This is a genomic window from Kitasatospora sp. NPDC050463 (assembly GCF_040655255.1).
Taxonomy (GTDB): domain Bacteria; phylum Actinomycetota; class Actinomycetes; order Streptomycetales; family Streptomycetaceae; genus Kitasatospora.
Genome location: NZ_JBFAJO010000025.1, coordinates 47,043 through 68,322, shown reverse-complemented (window position 1 = coordinate 68,322; position 21,280 = coordinate 47,043). Strand labels below are relative to the sequence as shown.

The 21,280-nt window shown below is 72.5% G+C and carries 11 protein-coding genes; 1 reads left to right on the top strand and 10 read right to left on the bottom strand.

From position 1 onward, the window contains the following. Positions 1–134 precede the first annotated feature (134 nt). From AB0J08_RS18100 to AB0J08_RS18065, 8 genes are all read right to left on the bottom strand, one after another. Positions 135–3,425 carry an aminotransferase class III-fold pyridoxal phosphate-dependent enzyme gene (locus tag AB0J08_RS18100; protein ID WP_360634432.1) on the bottom strand — a complete coding sequence of 1,097 codons (3,291 nt, stop codon included), beginning with the start codon at positions 3,423–3,425 and terminating at the stop codon, positions 135–137. 22 nt (positions 3,426–3,447) lie between these two features. Continuing rightward, positions 3,448–6,387: a beta-ketoacyl synthase N-terminal-like domain-containing protein gene (locus AB0J08_RS18095; protein ID WP_360634429.1), complete on the bottom strand. Its 2,940-nt coding sequence runs from the start codon at positions 6,385–6,387 to the stop codon at positions 3,448–3,450. Further along, positions 6,380–8,245, bottom strand: a complete 1,866-nt coding sequence (locus AB0J08_RS18090; protein WP_360634426.1) for a condensation domain-containing protein — start codon at positions 8,243–8,245, stop codon at positions 6,380–6,382. Before AB0J08_RS18090 ends, AB0J08_RS18095 begins: the two co-directional genes overlap by 8 nt. A 5-nt stretch (positions 8,246–8,250) precedes the next feature. Then, positions 8,251–13,710 carry a type I polyketide synthase gene (locus AB0J08_RS18085; RefSeq protein ID WP_360634423.1) on the bottom strand — a complete coding sequence of 1,820 codons (5,460 nt, stop codon included), beginning with the start codon at positions 13,708–13,710 and terminating at the stop codon, positions 8,251–8,253. Then, positions 13,707–13,982, bottom strand: coding sequence for a phosphopantetheine-binding protein (locus tag AB0J08_RS18080; protein ID WP_360634420.1), 276 nt, complete (start codon positions 13,980–13,982; stop codon positions 13,707–13,709). Before AB0J08_RS18080 ends, AB0J08_RS18085 begins: the two co-directional genes overlap by 4 nt. A 48-nt stretch (positions 13,983–14,030) precedes the next feature. After that, complete coding sequence (locus AB0J08_RS18075) at positions 14,031–14,777, bottom strand: SDR family oxidoreductase (RefSeq protein WP_360634417.1); 747 nt, start codon at positions 14,775–14,777, stop codon at positions 14,031–14,033. Further along, complete coding sequence (locus AB0J08_RS18070; RefSeq protein ID WP_360634414.1) at positions 14,774–16,156, bottom strand: class I adenylate-forming enzyme family protein; 1,383 nt, start codon at positions 16,154–16,156, stop codon at positions 14,774–14,776. Before AB0J08_RS18070 ends, AB0J08_RS18075 begins: the two co-directional genes overlap by 4 nt. Before the next feature lie 64 nt (positions 16,157–16,220). Beyond that, positions 16,221–19,400: an amino acid adenylation domain-containing protein gene (locus tag AB0J08_RS18065; protein WP_360634411.1), complete on the bottom strand. Its 3,180-nt coding sequence runs from the start codon at positions 19,398–19,400 to the stop codon at positions 16,221–16,223. Positions 19,401–20,061: 661 nt separating this feature from the next. Here AB0J08_RS18065 and AB0J08_RS18060 point away from each other — a divergent pair. Continuing rightward, the gene (locus AB0J08_RS18060; RefSeq protein WP_360634408.1) at positions 20,062–20,706 is read left to right on the top strand and encodes an LmbU family transcriptional regulator; all 645 of its coding nucleotides are present in this window, start codon (positions 20,062–20,064) and stop codon (positions 20,704–20,706) included. Between the two features lie 69 nt (positions 20,707–20,775). Here the strand turns inward: AB0J08_RS18060 and AB0J08_RS18055 are convergent, their stop codons facing one another. Both AB0J08_RS18055 and AB0J08_RS18050 read right to left on the bottom strand, forming a co-directional pair. Then, positions 20,776–21,030 (bottom strand): phosphopantetheine-binding protein, encoded by a 255-nt coding sequence (locus AB0J08_RS18055; protein ID WP_360634405.1) that lies wholly within the window; start codon positions 21,028–21,030, stop codon positions 20,776–20,778. A 15-nt stretch (positions 21,031–21,045) separates the two neighbouring features. Continuing rightward, on the bottom strand, positions 21,046–21,264 hold the full coding sequence (locus tag AB0J08_RS18050; protein WP_360634402.1) for an MbtH family protein: 219 nt from the start codon (positions 21,262–21,264) through the stop codon (positions 21,046–21,048). Positions 21,265–21,280: the final 16 nt, after the last annotated feature.

Here is a 21,280-nt window from a genome sequence, read left to right as displayed (position 1 = left end):
CGCAAATTATCGCTCGTGCCGGCTTTGCGGCGCCAGCATTCGGCGCCGACGAACGTGAATGAACGCGGGGCGTCCGCAAAGCGACTCGGGTATCTGTCTCGCCGGCGAGACAGATACCCGAGTCACGGCGGATCTCAGTGGTCGAGCTCGTGGTCCAGTTCGGCCAGCTTCCGGTTGCCGTCGGCGACCATGGCGCTGAGCAGGTTCCGGTAGTACTGGGGGATGTTCTCCGTGAGATCGGGGCGAACGACCTCGGTCGCGATCTCGAAGTCGCACCGGTATCCGTCCATACCATCCACGATGTTCAGCGCCAAGGGATGGCCGACGTGCGTGATCGGCAACGCCTCGGCCTCCGTCACCGCGAGCCCGTCCATGGGGGGCACCGTCACCTGGCGGTAGAACGAGATCGACGTCGTGAAGAACTCGCTGCGCAGGCCCGCGCCGAGCGGGGCGAACTCCGTCACCAGGTCCGCGAACGGATGGTCCTGCTGCTCGATCCCACTCACCAGCTGCATCAGGACCTCGGCCACGTAGTCCGCGACCGGGACGTCCTGCGACAGGGTCAGGCGCAGCGGCAGCAGGTTCGAGCAGAGCCCGACCACCTGGTCCAGCTCCGGCGGGCGCCGGGCGGACGCGACCGGTACGACGACGTCCTCCTGCCCGGTCAGCCGGTGCAGCAGGGCTCCCCAGCCCGCGACCAGGTAGGCGAACGCCGTGACGCCCTCCTCACGAGCGGCCTCGCGCATCCGGCCGACGAACTCGGGGTCGAGGACGATGCTGTGCCGCACCCCGCGGTAGGGAGAACTCCCTGGTTGTCCCGAGGTCGGCAGCTCCAGCGTGGGCGCCTCCCGCAGGACGGAGCGCCAGTGATCGCGGTGGGCGGCGGCCTCGGGGCCGGCGGTGACCCGCTCGTGCCAGGCGACGTAGTCCCGGAACTGCGCGGTCGACGGCAGCGCGGAGTCCGTACCCCGGCAGGCGGCGTTGTACAGCTCGGCGAGGTCGCCGAGTATGACGCCGAAGGACCAGCCGTCCACCACCGCGTGGTGCGCCGTGATCACCAGCAGATGCCGTTCCGGCTCGACCTGCGCCACCGCGGCGCGGAACACCGGCCCGTCGACCACGTCGAGCGGCCGCTCGGCGCAGGACCGCAGGAAGCGGTCGAGGTCGCCCTCGTTCTCGCAGGCCTCCTCGGTCAGCACCTCGCCCGGCACCGTCTCCGCCGGGTGGACGGTGAGCGTGCCGTCCGCACCGAGGGTGGTCCGCAGGGACTCGTGACGGGCCACCACGCCCCGCACGGCGTCGCGCAGCGCGGCGCGGTCGAGCGGGCCGTCGAGCCAGAACCCGACGGACATCTGGTAGGCGAGCGCGCCGTCCTGGTCGAGGGCCGCCAGCTGCCGCTGCGCGAGGGTGCTGCGCACCGGCGCCGGACGCGGCTCGACCCTGGCCGGGCTCGTCCGGCCGTCGTCGAGCATGCCGTTCTCGCGCAGCTCTTCGACGGACTCGCGCACCGCGGTGCGGATGTGGTCGAGATCGGCCTGCTCGTGCGCGGTCGACAGGAAGAAGTTGCGCAGTTCCCAGACGAACACACCGCGGTCGAGCAGGTTGAAGTAGAACGGGTCCATGTTCTTCTCGTGCTCGAACTTGAAGATCGAGGAGAACCGGCGGACCTCGATCGGCATGTCGAGCTCGCGGAAGTCGGCGTTCAGCTGGTCGACGAACGTCTCGGTCTTCCGGTCGAGGTCCCGCTGCAGGGCGGGACCCTCGGCACGGAGGTGGTCGACGACCGCCTTGGCCGCCGCCATGGTCAGCGGGTGCTGGTTGAACGTGCCGCCGAAGAAGGTGGATTCCACGGTCGGGCGGGAGTCGTCGCCGAAGTTCCAGACGCCGCCGTCGATGGAGTCCATGATCCCGCCACGGCCGGTGATCACGCCGAGCGGCATGCCACCGCCGATGATCTTGCCGTAGGTGGCGATGTCGGCCTCGATGCCGTACAGGCCCTGGACGCCGGCCGGGTGGCAGCGGAAGCCCGTCACCATCTCGTCGAAGATGAGCTTCGTGCCGTGCGCCCAGGTGATCTCCCGCAGCCTGCGCAGGAATTCGGGCTTCTGCACGCCGGGAGTGCGCAGGGTCACCGGCTCGGTCACGACCGCCGCGAGCTCCGAGCCGTGCCGGGTGATGAAGTCGAGCGCCTCCTCCGAACCGAACTCCAGCACGTACACGTTGTCCACCGCACCCGGCGAGACACCCGGCGCGAGCGGCTTGGTGCGGAACACGCCGTTCTCGTGGGACGGCACGGCGAGCACGGTGTCGGAGTGGCCGTGGTAGGCGGTGGAGAAGACCACGATCTTGTCGCGGCCGGTCGCCGCCCGCGCGAGGCGCAGCGCCGTCATGACCGCTTCGGTGCCGCTGTTGAGGAAGGCGACCCGCTCCATGCCGGTGAGTTCGAGCACGCCGGCGGCGACGTCCTCGACCAGCTGGGTGCGCGGACCGAGGCTGAAGCCGATGTCCATGCGCTCGCGCATGGCCTCCATGACGACCGGCGGGTTGTGCCCGAGGAGGTGGACGCCGTACCCGAGGGTGAGGTCGACGTACTCGTTGCCGTCGATGTCCCACAGCTTGGCGCCCTGCCCGCGCTCGGCGACGAGCGGGTACAGCATCTCCTTGGTGGTGGGCCGGAAGCCGACGGTGGACCGGCTGTCGGCCACCATCGGCCGGTACCGCTGGGCGAAGTCCTTCGAGCCCTTCGTCCGGGTGCCGAGCCGGTCGGCCAGCGCCTTCAGATAGCGGACCCGCTGCTCCGTCTCCACCGGGCTGGGCCCGGTGCGGCGCACGCCGGGGAAGAGCGGAACCACCGACCCGGTCGAAGCCGGCCGCACGGCGGGGGCCGGTACGGGCGCCGGTACGCCGGCCGCGGGCTCGGCGGCCGGGCCGGCCGCGGCGGTCGGCCCGCCGCCCGCCAGCAGCTCCAGCTGGCGCTGCATGACGACGAGCTGCTCCTTGATCAGGCTCTGCACCGCCGTCGAGGCGCCCGCCGTCGGCAGTCCGACCACCGGTGCCGCGACTGCCGGCACGCCGGCGACCGGCGGCGTCACCGGGGCGGTCGGCGGGGCCGGCGTCGTGCCGACCGGGACAGCGGCGGCGGTGGCGGCCGCGGCGGGCGGCGCCGTCCGCGCTCCCGGCAGCTTCTCCGCCGGAGCGTGCGCGGCGAGGTACTCGGCCAGGTCGTACGGGCTCTGCACCTCGTCGAAGAGCTGCCGGAGCGACACCTTGCAGCCGTAACGGTCCTCCACCACCCGCAGCATGCCCAGCAGCGACATCGAGTCCGCTCCGAGGTCCGTGAACAGGAGGTTGGGGTCCAACTGGTCGGGCTGGACGTCGAAGTAGCCGCCGACAATGGTGACGATCTCTTGGAGCAGTGGCTCCACGGTGTTCTCCTCGTGGTTGGTGTCAGCCGATGCGGCCGTGCGACGTCCGGCGTGCGGCCGCCGAGGGCTCCGCCGTCCGTTCCGGGTCCAGCCGCGCCGCCAGGTGATCGATCGTCGGATTCGCCAGGAGTTCGACCGCCGTCAGTGGCAGGCCGAGCTCCTTCTCGATTCGCCGGGCGAGCCGGACCGCGAGCAGCTCGTCGCCGCCCAGGTCGAAAATGCTCAGGTCGTAACGGTCGACCTCGGTGCGCAGCGCCTCGGACCACAGCTTCGCCAGCGCCGCCTTCAGCTCGTCGCCACGCAGCTGCCGCGCGGGGGCGGCGGCCGTCACGGCGGGGCGGGGCAGCTGCTGGACGCGGCGGTACAGGTCGTCGGCCGTGTGCTGCCCCGGAGCGGTGTCGAGGGACCAGAGGTGGACGACCCGCTCGGGGGTCCGCCCGTCCGCGGCGAGCGCGGCGAGCAGCTGCTCGTAGTCACCGGGGTTCGCGGGGTCGATGACGAAGGAGTCGGCCTCGGCCCGGCCGAAGGCCTCGCCGGGGCGCACGACGACCGCGGCGCCGCCTCGTTCGCGCAGAGCGCCCGCCAGCGAGTCACCGACCCCGCCGGAGTCCGCGAACAGCAGCCACGGGCCGCCCTGGCTCTGAGCGGGAACCGGCGCAGGGGCCGGCGGGTCAAGGCGGTGAACGGCGCGGTTCAGCGGGTACGCCGGCAACGGGACGCGGCGGGGCCACCCGCCGCACCAGTCCGACCAGTCCACCGGCACGCCTTCGGTCCACAGGCGCGCCGCGGCGGTCAGCAGCCGGTCCACCGGCGGCAGGGCCTGTTCGGCGTCGAGGCCGGCACCCGCCGGCAGCCCGCCGACCGGGGTCCCGACGGCCAGCACGGCCGCACCGTCGCCCGTCCGGCCCGCGAACGCCTCGGCCAGCCGGTCGCCCTCCCAGACGTCCTGGGTCCAGTGCAGCGGGTCGAGCACCCGCGCCTGCGGCAGTTCGCCGCCGACGACGGCCGACAGGACGGGAATCCTCGGGACCGTCGGGCGCACCTCGGGGGCACGGTCGAGCAGCCCGGCCCGCCAGGAGAGCAGCGCCACCGCGTCGGCCGCCTCCAGGGCGCCGGCGAAGCAGGCCGCCAGGACTTCGCCCGCCCCGGCTCCCCCGGCCGCCGCCGGCCGTACGCCGGACTCGGTCCACAGCGTCGCCAGCACCTGGCTGGCGGCCACCTGGGCCGCCGACGGGTCGCCGGCGTCGAGGACGGCGCCCCCGGTGGCCTGCTCCGCCAGGTCGGCGACGGCGGACAGCCGCGCGGCCAGCGCCCGGAACTCCTCGGCCGGGACTTCGCCGAACAGGAAGGAGACGGCCGGGGCGGTCTCCGCCGCCGGCCGGGCGGCGGTCTTCCCGCCGGAGAGCGCGCGCAGCCCGGCCGCGGCGGTGGCGTGGTCGTCCGCGACGACGGCGTAGCGGTGCGCGAAGCCGCGCCGGCCCTGCCGCAGCGTGTACGCCGCGTCGGCGAGGTCGGGGGCGTCCGCCGCCTCCAACGCGTCGGCCAGCCGGCCGGCCAGCTCCCGCAGCGCCGTGTCGCTCTTGGCGCTCACCGCGAGCAGCTGCGGGCCGTCGGCCGGCGCCGGCCGGTCGGGCAGCGGGGGCGCCTCCTCCAGGACGACGTGGGCGTTGGTGCCGCCGACGCCGAACGAACTGACGCCGGCCCGCCGGGGGGTTTCGCCGGACGGCCAGGCCATCGGACGGGTGTTGATGTGGAACGGGCTGCCGGCCAGGTTGATCTGGGGATTCGGCCGGGTGAAGTACGGGTGGCCCGGGATCTCCCGGTGCCGCAGCGCCAGCACCGTCTTGATGAAGCCGGTGATCCCCGCCGCGGCGGCGAGGTGTCCGACGTTCGCCTTGACCGAGCCCAGGACGCACTGGCCCGGCCGGGCGCCGCCGTCGGTGAAGGCCTCGCTCAGCGCGGCGAACTCGATCGGGTCGCCCAGGGTGGTCGCGGTCCCGTGGGCCTCGACGTACGTGATGGTGTCGCTGTCCACCTCGGCGACCGCCTGCGCCTCGGTGATCACGGCCCGCTGGCCCTCGACGCTCGGAGCCGTGTAGCCGATCTTGTCGGCGCCGTCGTTGTTGATCGCCGAACCCTTGACCACGGCGAGGATCTGGTCGCCGTCCTCGATCGCCTCGGCCAGCCGCTTCAGGGCGACCAGGCCCACCCCGTCACCGAAGGTGGTCCCCGCGCCGTCGGCGTCGAACGGACGGCACCGCCCGTCCGGGGAGAGGATCATCCCCTCGCTGAAGACATAGCCCGGATAGGCGTTGGCGATCACCGAGACGCCGCCGGCCAGGGCGATGTCGCACTCACCCGCGAGCAGGCTCTGCACGGCCAGGTGCACCGCGACCAGCGAGGTCGAGCAGGCGGTCTGCACGTTGACGCTCGGTCCCTTGAGGCCCAGCTTGTAGGAGATCCTGGTGGTCAGGTAGTCCTTGTCGTTGGCGATCATGAGCTCGGTGCCGTCGTAGCCCAGCGGGTCGCAGGCACGGGCCACGACGTTGGTCAGGTACGTGTTCATCGACGCGCCGGCGAACACGCCGATGGCCTGATCGCCCGAGCCACCGGAGTAGCCGACGGTTTCGAGCAGTTCCCAGGCGACCTCCAGCAGGATCCGCTGCTGGGGGTCGAGCAGTCTCGCCTCGCGCCGGGTGTAGCCGAAGAACTCGTGGTCGAAGGCGAACGCGTCCGGCAGGGACGCGGACCGCTTGACGTAGTGGGGATCGCGCAGCACCCGCTCGGGGACCCCGGCGGCCAGGAGTTCGGCGTCGGTGTGCGTGGTCAGCAGGTCGTCCCCGGCGCGCAGCCGGCTCCAGAACCGGTCCAGGTCCGGGGCGCCGGGGAACCGGCCGGACATCCCGATCACGGCCACGTCGTTCGCGCGCAGCTCCGGGCCGGCCGCGTCGGCGTCAGACATCCTTACCTCCATCGGAATCCGGGCGGTGGCGCTCCCGCGCGCGCAGCCGCGCGCTGCGGGCCGTTCCGTCCGCCAGCTGCACCCGCCGGCTCGACGCCCGGCCCCGGGCCGGGCCCGTGGCGTCCGCGGCGGCGGCCGGGGCGAGGCGCCGGGCCAGGCTGGCCACGGTCGGGTAGCGGAACAGTTCGTGCACCTTCAGCGGCTTCTCCGCGTCCTCGTCGGCGAGGATCGTGTGCACCTGCATCAGCAGCCGGGAGCTGCCGCCGAGATCGAAGAAGTTGTCGTCCGGCCCGATGGCCTCGCGCCCGAGCACCTGCTGCCAGACGGCCGTCACCCGCCGTTCCAGAGCGCTCAGTGCCGCGCCGGCGGGCCCGCTCCGCGGGGTCACGTCAACGGCCCGGCGCGCCGGGGTGGTGCCGCGGTCGACCTCGGTCGCCAGCGGCAGCTCCGCCACGCCGCGGCCGGGGTCCGCGAGTGCGGCCCGCAGCAGCGCCAGGTAGTTCCCGGTCGCCTGACGGGCCGCCTCGGCGGAGAAGACGGACTTCCGGTACTTGAGCAGCCCGACGAGCCGGTCACCGTCGTGCACGACCTCCAGCACCAGCTCCAGCTGGTCGTCCTGCTGGTCCAGCCGGTACGGCAGCGCGGTCAGCCCGGCCCAGGCGACCGGGGCCGCGCCCTCGTCGGCGATGTACAGGCCTGCCAGCGCCGGGTACCGGCTGGGCTTCTGGTAGCTGAACATCGCCTGGAAGACCGGGTTGCGGTCGTCCACCCGGCGCGGTGCCAGCTCGCCGACGATCAGCTCGAACGGGTAGTCCTGGTGTTCGAGTGCCTCCACGACCGTGCGGCGGGTCCGTCCGAGCTGCTCCCGGAACGACACCGCGTCGCTCAGATCGGCACGCAGCACGACGGGATTGACGAAGTTTCCGACGCACTCGGCCATCGCCGGGTCGGTCCGCCCGGCCATCGGAGTCCCCACCAGCACGTCCCGCTGTCCGGTGTACCGGCCGACGAGGACCTGGAAGGCCGTCAGCAGCACGGCGTAGGGCGTGACCCCCTCCTCCTTGGCCAGCGCGAACACGCCCTGGGCGAGCTCGGCGGCGATGGGGAAGACGATCGATCCGCCCTCGTCGGCATCGGCCGGGTCGAGCTCGAACCGGGGCCACTCGGCCGGCTCGAGCCGGCCGGAGAGCTGCTCCTGCCAGTAGGCGCGCGCCCTGCCGCCCTTCTCGCCGGCGATCAGCCCATGCTGGTACGTGACGAAGTCGCTGTACGGGACGTTGCGTCCGGGCAGCTGCGACGGGCGCCGCTCGGCCTCCGCGAGGTAGAGCTGCTCGAGCTCCGCCAGGATGACGCCGAGCGACCAGAAGTCGCACACCACGTGGTGCAGGACCAGCAGGACGACGGCCTCGCCGTCCGCCACCTGGTACGCCCGCACCCGGACCAGCGGCCCGGTCGTGAGGTCGAACGGCTCGCGGTAGGCGGTGCGCACCGCGTCCTTGAGCCGCTGCTCGCTCCACTGCCGGGCGTCCGGCTCCGCGAAGTCGGGTTCGAGCCACCCGTGCACCGTCTGGCGGCCCGCGGTGTCGCCCTGGCCGTCCGCGCCCACCCGGCCGAAGGTGGTGCGCAGGGCGGCATGCCGCCCGACGAGCGACTGGACCGCGCCGCGGAACGCGGCGGAGTCGAACCCGTCGGTGAACCGGGCGGTGAACGCGACGTTGTAGGACGCGCTGTCCGGGTTCATCTGGTGCAGCATCAGCAGCGGGCTCTGGGCGTACGAGAGCGGGTGGTCGGTCCGCGCCTGACCGGCACGTGACCGCAGCGCCGCCTCCAGCCTCTTCCGGATGTCGTAGTCGGTCATGGGAATCACCCCTCGGTCGGTTCGGCGGCGTCCTGATCGGCCAGCCAGGGCAGCAGCGCCTGGATCTGGTCCTCAGTCAGCGAGTCAAGGGAGGCCAGGAGTCGCTCCGCCTCCTGGGGCGAGAAGGGAGCCGCGTCGGCCGCGGCCGGGGACTCCTCGGCGGCCGGGGCCGCCTCGGCCGGCAGGTCGCGCGCCAGGCGCTCCGCCAGTTCGTCGACGAGCGGGCGCAGGGCCTTGCCTTCGAGCAGGCCGATGAGCGGCAGGTCGATGTCCAGGTCGCGGAAGATCTGACCGCGGACCTCGACCGCCACCAGCGAATCGAGCCCGGCGTCGTGGAGCGAGAGGTCCTCGTGGACCGCGGCCTCGGACATGCCGAGCCGGGTGGCCAGCATGACGCGCAGGTACTCGAACACCAGCTCGCGGCGGCGTTCCGGGGTGGCGCCGGGCCCGTCCCGGCGCAGCCGCCTGACCGCCTCCGCTCCGTCCTGGGCCGGCGCCGCGGGCTCCTCGTCCAGGGCGACGGCCCGCCCGCCGGGGAACCGGGCCAGGTAGCGGGACCAGTCCACGGAGAAGACGCCGTACTGGCCGCCGGGCCCGGCCAGCAGCCGGTCGAGTGCGGCGAAGGCCGGACCGTTCTCCAGCGGGGTGAACCCGCCGTCCAGGATCCGCGCCTGCAGGCGCGGGCTCAGCCGCGCCACCATGCCCGACTCCCACGGTCCCCAGTTGACGCTGAGGGCGGGCAGCCCCAGCCCCCGCCGGTAGTGGGCGAGCCCGTCCAGGAAGGCGTTGCCGGCCGCGTAGTGGGCCTGCCCGGGCGCGCCGAGCAGCGCGGCCGTGGAGGAGAAGAGGATGAACTGTTCGAGGTCGAGCCCCAGCGTGGCGCGGTGCAGGTGCCAGCCACCGGCCACCTTCGGGTCGAGCACCGCCTGGAAACGCTCCCAGCTCAGCTGCGGCAGCACCGCGTCGTCGAGCACACCGGCCGCGTGGACGACGCCCTTGAGGCCGCCCCACTCCTGCCCGGCACGCTCGACGAGCCGCTTGACCGCGGCCTCGTCCGTCACGTCCAGGCCGACCAGCGTGACCTTCAGCCCCGACCGCTCCAGCTCGCCGACCTGCTCCGCGATCCGCGCCTCGGGGGCACGGCGCGAGGCGAGCACGACATGGCGCACCCCGTGTCGTGCCAGCCACGCCGCGGTACGCAGACCGAGCGCCCCGGTCCCTCCGGTGATCAGGTAGCACCCGTCCGCGCCGAGCCGGCCCGGACGCGCCGTCGGCATCGACGCGCGCCGCAGCACGGGCCGGTGGACCCGGCCGTCCCGGATCGCGGCCTCCGCCGGCGCGTCGGCCGGAGCCAGCAGCCCGGGGAGCGTGCGCAGCGCCCCGGGGAGGTCCCGCGGGTCCATGTCGAGCAGCCGTACGCCCAGCTGGGGCGCTTCCAGCGCCGCGCTCCGGCCGAGACCCCACAGCATCGAACCGTACGGGTCGCCGGTCTCGGCGGACCCGTGCACGTCCACCGCCCCACGGGTGAGCAGCACCACCGAAGTCGGCGCCCAGCCCGCGCGCTCGGCGGCCTGCGCGAGTGCGGGCAGGCTTCCACAGGCGGTGCGGGTCTCCGGTCCGGCCGGGCCGAGCCCGTCCAGACCGAGGCAGTGCAGGATGCTCGCGGGCCCGGTGTCGCGGAGGAGTCGCTCCAGGCTCTCGGCGTCGGCGGGGTCCAGCGCGTAGTGGTGATCGTCGTGGCGGGCGAAGGTCTCGCCCACCTCGGCGATCACGCACCGGCTTCCAGCCGCCTCCAGTGCCGTGACCGCGTGGCGCCAGTGCCCCTGGCGGTCGGCGAGCACGATCCACGGTCCGGTCGTGGGCGAGGCACCGCCGGTCGGCCGGATCGGTTCCCACTCCTCGGCGTAGACCGGAGCCTCGGTTCCCGGCCCGGCCGGCTCGCCGTGCGAGGGCGAACGGAAGGACACCGCCCGCAGTTCGAGGCCGAAGAGTTCGAGCAGCGGGTTGCCCTCGTGGTCGGTCAGCGAGACGTCGGCCACGGCCCGCGAGGCCTCGGCCGCCCGGTGCCGGATGAGCGCGACACCGGATTCCGCCGCGTTGCCGGCCGCGTGGAACACGGCCCGCTCGATCCGGAACGGCAGCAGCACGCCGTCCTCGGGAGCCTTGCGGACGATCCGTGCCGCGATCGCCAGCTGGACGCAGGAGTCGAGCAGCGCCATCGTCCGCTCACGCGGCGAGGCGGCCGCGAAGCAGAGGTCGCCCGTGCTGTCCTCGCCGACCAGGCGCAGTTCCTTGATCCACTGGAACGTCGGGCCGAACCCGAAGCCGTTCGCCTCGAACAGCGGGTAGAGCTCGGCCGCGGCGACCGGCCGGCCGGCGCGGTAGCCCGACGGGTCCGTCCACCGCCGAGGCGGCTCGGCGGCGCCGCCGACCTGCTGGATCCGGCCCTCCGCGTGCACCTGCCACGACTCGTCGGCCAGCGGGTCGTCCACCCTCGCCAGACCGAGCGACTGTGCGACGAACCGGCCGTCCCCGGCCGGGGTGAGCACGAGCTGGATCCGGCGTTCGGTCTCGGCGACCTCCAGGGCCCGCGGGAACACCAGGTCCTCGACGACCGTCGCGGACGCGGAGTCCACCGCCTCCACCAGGCACGCCGTGTGGTAGGCCCCCGGCACCACGAGGCGGCCGGCGATCTCGTGATCGGCGAGCACTCGCGGAGCCTGCGCGGCCACCGTGGTCTCGTAACGCCGCTGCGCGGACTGCGGCAACGCGAGCCGGCTCAGTGCCGGCGGCTCACCGGCCGGCCCCGCGGGCGGCGCGGTGACGGCGGGGGCCTGCGCCGGTGCGATCCAGTGCCTCGTCCGGGCGAAGGGGTACAGCGGGGCGGGCACCCTGCGCGCGCCGAACGGCTCGTTGTACCGCGCCCAGTCGACGGCCACCCCGGCCCGTTCCAGCCGGGCGAGGTGCGCGAGCACCGTGGCCGGGTCCGGGATCCTGGGGGCCAGACCCGCCAGCCACACGGCGTCGCCGGTGGACTGGGCGCGACCCGACGTGGTGAGCGTCCGGCCGGAACCCACCTCGAGGAAGACCGTGCACCCCCCGTCGAGCAGCCCCCGGATGCCGGGCGCGAACCTGACCGGCGAGGTGAGCTGGCGCCCCCAGTACTGCGCACCGAGATCGCCGCCGACCGCCCACGTACCGGTGAGGTTCAGAGCCATCGGCACGGTCGGCGGCCGGTGGGTGATCCGGCCCGCCGCCTCGACCAGGGCCGGAACGGCCGGGGCGACCAGCGACGAGTGGAAGGCATGCGTGGTCTCCAGGGCGATCGTCTCCCAGCCCCGCTGCCGGAACGCGCTCTCCAGCTCGCTCATCTCGGCGTCCGAGCCCGAGACGGTGAACCGCTGCGGCGCGTTGTACGCGGCGATCGCCGCCGAGCCGCCCCGGGCTTCGACCAGGCGCTCCAGCCCGGCCACGTCGGTGCAGCCCACGGCGACCATCCGGCCGCTGCCGGGAACGGCCCCGAAGGCGCGACCGCGCGCGCAGACCAGTTCGAGCCCTTCCTCGGGGCTGAACACCCCGGCCACGCAGGCGGCCGCGTACTCGCCCAGGCTGTGGCCGACCACCGCGTCCGGCCGCACCCCGCACGAGGCCCAGAACTCGGCCAGCGCGACCTGCAGCAGGAAGACGGCGGGCTGAAGCAGTTCGGCCCGTGCCTGCGCCGCCGGGTCGGCGAACACGTCGAGCGGGCCGACGCCGGTGAGGCGGCGGAAGAGCTCGGCGTGCCGGTCCACCGCCGCGCGGAACACGGGATGCTCCCGGTAGAGCTCGACGCCCATGCCGACGTACTCGGAGCTCTGTCCGGGGAAGAGGAACCCGACCCTCGGCCTGGACCTCGCGGCCTCGCCCGCGTCCGCCTGCCCGGTCCCGTCGCGCAGCCACGACTCGATGCGCTCGGCCGCGGCGTGCTCGCTGTCGGCGAGCACACTGAGCCGGTGCCGCTGCGCACGCCGTCCGACGTGGCTGGTGTGGGCCAGGTCCGCCAGCACCGCGCCCGGCTCGCGCAGCCGGTCCGCCCACTGTCCGGCCAGGGTCCGCAGCGCGTCCGCGCTCTTCGCGCTGATCCTGACGAGTTCCGGTCCCGGACGCCGGTCCACGGGCGCCCGGTCCGGTGCCTGCTCCAGCACGGCGAAGGCGTTGGTACCGCCGATGCCCAGGGAGTTGACCGCCGCCCGGCGCGGGGACCCGGGCATGGGCAGCGGCTCCGCGTTGACGAACAGGCCCGATCCGTCCAGGTTGAGCCGGGGGCTCGGCGCCGTGAAGTACGGGCTCGGCGGGATCTGGCCCCGGTGCAGGGCCAGCGCGGTCTTGATCAGGCCGGCGATGCCCGATGCCGCCTCCATGTGCCCGATCAGCGCCTTCACCGAGCCGATGGCGACGGGAGCGTGACCGCCGAAGATCTTCTTCAGTGCTCCGATCTCGGTGGGATCGCCGAGTGGCACGCCGGTGCCGTGCGCCTCGATGTAGCCGATCGTGGCGGGGTCGACGCCGGAGACGGCGAGCGCCCGACGCATCGCGGCCAGCTGGCCCGGCTGACTGGCGGCTCCGTAACTCGACTTGCCGCCACCGTCGTTGTTGATCGCGGTGCCGAGGATGGTGGCGTAGACGGTGTCGCCGTCGCGCAGCGCGGCGTCGAGCGGCTTGAGGACGACGGCGCCCACGCCGCTGCCGAAGATCGTCCCCTGCGCGCTGACGTCGAACGGACGGCAGCGGCCGTCCGGCGACAGGATGCCGCCCCGGCGGTACCAGTGCCCGGAGGGGTCGGGAAGCCGGACGTTCACGCCGCCGGCCAGGGCCGCGTCGCACTCGCCGCGCAGCAGGCTCTGGCAGGCGAGGTGCACCGCGACCAGCGACGTGGAGCAGGCCGTCTGCACCGTCAGGCTGGGCCCGGTCAGGTTGAGCTTGTACGACACCCGGGTGGCGAGGAAGTCCTTGTCGGACCCGAGCTGCTCCAGCGAGGCCGTCGGGTCTTCCAGCAGCCCGGAGTTGTCCAGTACCTCGGGCAGGTAGCTGGTGAGGATGCCGCCGCTGCCGGCGAAGACGCCGACCGAGGCCCCGTCCCGTGCCGACGAGCGCAGGCCCGCGTTCTCCAGCGCGTGCCAGCAGGTTTCCAGGAAGATGCGGTGCTGCGGGTCCATGACGGCGGCCTCGCGGCCCGAGATGTCGAAGAAGGCCGCGTCGAAGAGGTCGACGTCCTCGATCGAGGCGGTCGCCTTGACGTAGTCGGGGTTCTTCAGCCACTCCGGTGCCACGCCGGCGCGGAGCAGCTCCTCGTCGCCGACGTCGCGGATCGCCTCGCGTCCGGCCTGGATCGCGTCCCAGAACCGGTCCACGTCCGCGGCGCCCGGAAAACGCGCGGCCATGCCGACGATCGCGATCGGACCCCCGCCCAGTTCCCGCTGGGTCATGACTGCTCGCCGGCCCCAAGCCGCACCTGGCCGGCCGGGTCGTACGCGTCCAGCAGGTCACCGACCGTGCGCACACCGGTGATGGGCACCTCGTCGGAGAACGGGTCGGTGCCCAGCTCCATCTCCAGGACGGCGACCAGCCGGGCGAGGTGCAGCGACGTCAGACCGAGCTGGTCGACGAGCAGCTGATCCTCGTCCAGGTGCTCGACCGGCTCGGCCACCTCGTTCACGATCTCGATCAGCACGGCCTTGACCGTCTCCTGCCAGTTCATTCGTTTCACACTTCCGTTCAGGTTTGCCCGGGTCCCCGCGATCGGGGTTCAGCAGGTGTAGCCGCCGTCGACGGTGATGGTCTGGCCGGTGATGAAGCTCGCCGAGGGCGAGGTGAGGAACCGGACGGTGCCGAGCACGTCCTCCACCGAGCCGAGCCGGCCCAGCGGGGTTCGACGCACGATGCGGCGGAGTTGGTCCGGGCTGATTCCCGACGTCATGTCGCTGTCGAAGTAGCCGGGGGCGATGCTGACCACCCTGATCCCGGCCGGGCCGACCTCCCGGGCGAGACCTCGCGTCAGCCCGTCGAGCGCGGCCTTCGCCGCCCCGTACACCGCGACACCGGTCTGCCCGCGCAGTGCGTTGATCGACGACAAGTTGATCACCACGCCGTCCCGGCGGGCAAGCATCGGCTTGAGGCAGGCCCGGGTGAGCAGGACCGGAAGCGTCAGGTTGGTCCGCAGCGCGGCGTCGATCGCCGCCGCGGAGGTCAGCGTCAGCAGGCCTTCGAGCCCGACCGCGGCGTTGTTCACCAGCACGTCGATGCGGCGGTGGCGGCGCGCGGCCGCGCGGACGAAGCCCTCGACCGCATCGGCGTCCGTACCGTCGACCGCGGACCAGAACAGTGCGTCCGGATCGGTCGACTCGCGCAGCGCGGCCAGTTCGGCGGACTCGGACCGGCTGAAGGTCTCCACCCGGTAGCCGCGCTCCAGGAAGTCCGTCACCAGGGCCAGTCCCAGACCGCGGCTGCCGCCGCTGATGACCGCCACCGGTCGCTGATCCACGGGGTCGTTCATGCCGCGCCTCCCATGCGCTTGAATCGCTCGCCGTGCAACGGCACGTCCGAGACGGTGATGACGGCCGGGACCTTGTGGGGCGGAAGGTGCCCGGCGCAGAACTGACGCAGCCTCCTGCTCAGCGCCCGCCGCTCCTCCGGCTCGACCAGCTCGACCACGGCCACGACGATCGCTCCGGTGACGGCGTTCGCCCGTCCGGTCACGACGACGTCCCTGACGTTGCCCGCCCGGAGCAGCACGTCCTCGACCTCGGCGGGGGACACCTTCTCGCCGCCGACGTTGATCAGCGCCGAGCGCCGCCCGAGGACGCGCATCGAACCGTCCTCGGCCACCTCGACCGCGTCCCCGGTGTTGAGCCACCCGTCCTCGTCGAACGGGCTGGGCGCGTTGAGATACCCGAGCATGCTGCTCGGAGACTTGATCCAGAGCACCCCGTCGCGCACCCGGGTGCTGAACCCGTGCCCTCCGACGTTCATCCGCAGCGAGTCCGACGAGACGGACCGGGTGGGCAGGATGCCGCTCTCGGTGAGGCCGTAGGTCTGCTTGAACTGCACCTGGGGGAACACCTCGGCCGCGTGCGCCAGGGTGACCTCGCGCATCGGCTCGGTGCCGTAGGTGATCAGTTCGAGCGAGGACAGGTCGTGGCCTTGATGCGCGCCGGAGAGCAGCAGCATGTTGAGGAAGGTCGGCGTGGTCGGCAGGACCTGGACGCGGTGGCGCTCGATGGCCTCGCACGCGTGCTTCGGGGTCCGCTGCGGCTCGGTGACCACCGTGCCGCCACCGACGAGCGTGCGGAACAGCGTGTTGACCCCGCCGATGTGGTCGAGCGCCATGAACTGCAGCGTCCGCCGGGGGCGGGACGACGCACGGAATCCGCCCAGCAGCCGCGGCAGCGAGAGCAGTGCCGCCTTGCTCTCCCCCGTCGTCCCCGAGGAGAACAGCAGCAGACCGGCCTCCCCCGAGTCGGCGAGCTTCGTCAGGAGCTCGGGCCGCGGCTCGTCCGGTGCCGCGATCGTCCGGACGGTCCACTCGTCGGAAGCGTCGAACTCGATCACCCGGGTCACGTGCGCCGTCGCGATCCTGCGCTCCCGCTGCTCCTTCGGCGGATCGGCGGGGGCGAACGGAACCACCACGGCGCCCCGGACGGCCAGCGCCGTGAAGAGCGCGACCACGGCCGGCGAGGCGTTCCCGACGATCGCCACGCTCTCGCCCGCGGCCACCCCGTGCCGATCCAGCTCGGCCAGCCAGTCGGTGGCCCGCCCGGCGAGCTCGGCGTAGGTGACCCTGCCGCCGTGCCCGACCATCGCCTCGGCGTCGGCCCGCTCCCGGAGTTGTGACAGCAGCCAGTCCATCGCGTCTTCTACCGCCCTGTTCGTCATGCGCACACCTCTATTGCCAAGGCCGCCCTGGGGAGGCCGCCGGAACACGACCGCGCCGCCGGCGTCACGAGTTCGCCCTCCTGCGCAGCACGGGGCGGGGCCTGCTCCCGCCGGTACCGAGCCGGGCCGCGATCTCCCCGATCGACTGCGATTCGAAGATCGCCCGGATCCCCAGTTCAAGGCCCAGGACGGTGTTCACCCGGCCGATGACGACCATGGCGAGCAGCGAATTCCCGCCGAGCTCGAAGAAGTTGTCGTCAAGACCCACCTGCGGGACGCCGACCGCTTCGGCCACGATCTCGCACAGCTGCCGTTCCCGGGAGCCGGCGGGCGCCTCGACGTCCCGGGACGCCTCCGGCTCGCTTCTCGACGGCTTGAGCTCCGCCAGCGCCCTGCGGTCCACCTTGCCGTTGGGCGTCACCGGGAACACGTCGAGCACCTCCACCCGGTCGGGCAGCAGCGCGGACGGGAGCCTGCCGCGCAGGAACTCCCGGACGGCCGACGTGGTCAGACCGTCCGGGCCTCCGTCGCCGGGCACCAGGTAGGCCACCAGTCGGGCCGTCCGCGTGCCCGGATCGGTCGCGATGACGGCGGCGCGCGCGACGGCGGGGTGGCCGAGCAGCTCCGCCTCCACCTCACCGGGCTCGACGCGCAGGCCGCGGACCTTCACCTGGTCGTCGATCCGGCCCCAGTACTCCAACTGCCCGTCAGGACGCAGTCGGCCCTTGTCGCCGGTGCGGTACATGCGCTGCCCGGGGACGGGGCTGAACGGGTCGGCGATGAACCGCTCGCTGGTGTAGGCCGGCTGTCCCACGTACCCCTGGGCGACACCGAGCCCACCGATGCAGATCTCGCCGACGAACATGGGCGGCAGCAACTGGAGCTGGTCGTCGACGATGTAGAGCTGCGACGTGCCGACCGCCCGCCCGGACACCTGCCGCTCGTGCTCGCCGATCTCCGCCCGGGCCGTGTCGACCGTGCACTCGGTGATGCCGAACATGTTGAACGCGAGCAGCCCCGGCTGGTCGTGCAGGCGCTGCCACAGCCGGTCGGAGGCGCTCTCGCCACCGATCAGCACGATCTTCGGAGGGTGCGGCACCGCCAGGATGCCGGCCTCGACCAGGACCTCCATCTGGCTGCTGTTGCAGTCGAGCACGTCGATCGCCGAGTCGGGGTCCGAGCCGCGGGCCAGGAGCCGGAGCGGATCCATCCGCTCTTCCTCGTCGATCAGCAGCAGGCGGTGCCCGAAGGCGATCATGCCGAGGCACTGGTTGATGAACACGTCGAAGGCCACCGAGCTCAGCGCACCGACATTCACCTGGCTGCCTTCGGGCAACCGTGCGTACATCGGGGCCAGTTGGGTGGTGGCGAGCGCGACCAGGCTCGCCTGATCGACGACCACGCCCTTCGGCCGCCCGGTGGAACCCGAGGTGAAGACCAGGTAGGCCGGGGCGCCGGCCGGGCGACGGACGGGGTCGGCCGGCTTCGCCCGGTCCGCCAGGAGCACCGTCGGTGAGACCGTCTCCACCTCGGCGAAGGATTCGTCCGCGACCACCAGGGCGATGCCCGCCTCCTCCAGGAGCTCGCGGCGGCGGGCCTCGGGCTGCTGCGGATCCAGCAGCAGGAAGGCGCCGCCCGCGCACCAGGTGGCGAGCATCGCGACGATCAGGTCGCTGCGCCTGGGCAGGCAGATACCCACCAGGGTGCCGGTCCGCACGCCGCGGTCCCGCAGGCCGGCGGCCATCGACCGGGCCCGGCCCGCCAGTTCGGCGAAGGTGAGCCGTTCCCCGCTCGCGCTGACCGCCTCCCGTCCGGGTGCGGTCGCGGCGGCCCGCTCGAAGAGCTCCCAGGCCGACGGGCATTCCGCGACGGCCTGACCGTCCTGCCTCGCCTCTCCCGCGCCGAGCAGCAGCGTGTGCGCCAGTGCGTCCCGGTCGAGCACCGGGACGCTCCCGAGCGGGGCGTCGGGCGCCCGACCGAGTGAACGCAGCAGGTGTCCGTAGGCTTCGGCGAATCGCCGCATGGCCGCCTCGGAGAACCGCCGGCGGTCGTACTCGACCGTGATCGTGGTTTCGCCGGCCAGCCGCTGGATGTCCAGGGTCAGGTCGAACTGGAGCCCCGCCAGCTCCGCGGGGTCCGCCACGGGCTCCACCTGGAGACCGTCGAGTGCCCAGAGTTCGCTCGGGTCGAGCGTGCCGTAGCCGATGGCGGCCTGGAACAGGGGGTTGCGGTCGGCGTCCCGCCGGGGGGCCAGCGCGTCCACCACCACCTCGAAGGGCACGTCCTGGTGGTCGATCGCGTCGTGGACCGTGTCCCGCACGAGACCGAGGAGTTGATCGAAGGTCAGTTCCGGTGCCACCCGGGAGCGCAGCACCACGGTGTTGGAGAAGAACCCGATCGCTCCGAAGAGAGCCGAGTGCGGCCGGCTGAGCACCTGCGTCCCGACCGCGATGTCGCTCGCCCCCGCCCAGCGCCGCAGCAGGACGAAGTACACCGCGAGCATGCCCATGAACGGAGTGACCGAGCGCTCCCGGCAGAACTCCTCGAACTCCGCCATCGCGCCCTCCGGCACGGCGACCGGCAGCCGCGCACCGACGATCCGGTCCGGGCTCTCCCGGCCGTCCTCGGGGAGCCGCGTGGGCTGGAGGCCGGCCAGCCGGCCACGCCAGTAGTCCAGGCCGGCGCGGTCCGCCTCGGCCTCCTTCACCGCCTGGCAGAAGTCGGCGTACTGCGCGGCCGGCACGGCGAAGGCGGGTGCGTTCGGGTCGGCATAGGCGAGACGGAGGTCCTCGGCGAACACCTGTGCGGAAATGTCGTCGATGATGAGGTGATGGAACGCGAAGACCACCAGGTGCAGCCCGGCTGACATCCGTATCGCGCCCGCTCGCCAGAGCGGTCCCGAGGAGATGTCGAACGGGATGTCGATCAGCCTTCGGGCGGCGGACTGCGCCCATTCACGGCGCTCGTCCTGCGACTTCCCCTCGGCCTCCACGACGTCGATCACGACGGGCCACACGGCGGCCTCATCCACATCGTGCACCACCTGGAGAACTTCGCCGTCGCGCTCCAGGAACGCACTTCGCAAAGAATCGTGCCGGTCGCGCAGCACCTCCAGCGCGCGCTCCAGCCTTTCGACCGCGAGGTCCCCGGTGACGGAAAGGACGGTCCCCCAGACATCGGCCGCACTGTCCGGTCGCAGGATCGAGGCGAAGTACATCCTTCGCTGCGCGGCGGTGGCGGGCACCGCACGCGAATGAGGCCCGGCCCCGAGACCGTCACCGTCCGGCGCCGACATATCCCGCCAATTCGCTTGACGCATTCGAGGCATGAAAGCCCTCCAACCGATCGGCCATGTCTACGGGGACAGCCCACCGAGACTAACCGCTCTTCACCGGATCGACGGAAGGACCAACCGGCCTACCCTCCCGCCACTCCGGGAAAACCTTGCCGCATAACCGCGAACACCAAAGCCGGGCCGTTCGCGCCCGGCCCCTGATTGCGAAGTCGGGCCCGGTCGACATATATCCCGCGGGCGCGCTTCCGGCGCGGAACGGGATCGCCTGGTGTCTCGCCGGCGAGACAGCGGGGGACACCCGTTGCCGTCGGGGCGATCCGGTTACACGTTTCGGACAGACCGGCCATCGCGGGGCATCGCAGACAGTGGCGACAAAGAATGCGGAGCCGCTGGTAGAAGAGTTCCGAGTGCTCTCGAACGTGCGTGCCTCAGTCCGACGGCAAGTACGTACGATGGGCGGCGAGCGCTGCGTGCACATGCCACAAGCAGGGCGTATCCGCTCACTTACACAAAGCGTATCCAGGGGGTAACGATGCGTACAGATTTCTCGGCGAAGCCCAACGGCGCAGCCGCACCGCACGCGGCGGCGGCAAGTACCGCGGGACGGCCCATGGGCCTGGGCGTACAGCTCCACCGATCCGGCCTGCTGTTCACAGCCAAGCAGAGCCTCAGCGCGTGGGAGAAGGTCGGCGCCAACCTCTTTTCCGTCGCGGATTCCTCCACGTGGTGGATCGCCGACTGGTTGGTCTACGGCGAATCCACATTCCAGGACCGCTACGAGGAGGCCGTGAAGCGGACCTCGCTCAGCTACCAGACCCTTCGCAACTACACCTGGGTGGCCCGCAGGTTTCCGCTGTCCCGCCGACGGCAGAGCCTGAGTTTCAGCCACCACCTCGAAGTGGTGGCGCTCGACCCGCCGGAGCAGGACTACTGGCTGCGGAAGGCCGAAGAGCTGGGCTGGAGCAGGAACAAGCTTCGCGCGGAGGTGCGCGGCAGCCTGCTCACGCGGCAGGGCAAGGCCGCGCAGCCGTACCCCGAGAGCCCCGCCGAAGAGGGCGGCGTCGGTCCCGCCGCGGCCGGTCCCGCCTCGGCGCAGGCCCGCGTCGGCGCCGACCCGGCACCCGAAGCGCGGCTGCTGCACCTCCAGCTCTCGGCCGAGGACCTGGCGAACCTCGAACGCGCCGCCAGGAAGGAACGCGCACCGGTCGAGACCTGGGCCGCGGAGATGCTGCGGCGCGCCGCCGCCGCGTCCTGACGATGTAGCCGCGCACCGGGAGGCCGCCAGGGAGCGGCGGCCTCCCGGTGCGCGACAGCCGTGGGGCGGTCAGGCCGCGTTGCCGACCTGGTCGCCGAGTGCGTCGCTGAGATCGCGGAGCACCGGATTCTTGAAGATGAGCCGGACATTGCGCGGTATTCCGAGCTTCTCGCTCAGGACCTGCCCGAGGCGGATGGCGATGATGGAGTTCCCGCCCACGTCGAAGAGGTTGTCGTCGATGCCGACGGTCGTCTTCCCCAGGAGGTCCCGCACGCTTTCGACCACCAGTGCGTCCATGGGATTGCGGAATTCGCTGCCGCTCACGTACCCGACACCTCGCTAACGCGGTTCATCGCTCATCTCCCTGATCAGGCTGGCCGGCCTCATGTCCGTCCAGTGCGCGGAAACATACTCGAGACAGCTCTTGCGCGTGGCCTCGCCGTGAACGACCGTCCAGCCGGCCGGAGCCGCGCTGAACGCCGGCCACAGCGAATGCTGATTCTCGTCGTTGACGAGGACCAGGTAAAGGGCTTCTTCATCTTCGAACGGATTCGCCACGGACTCTCCAGCGGAA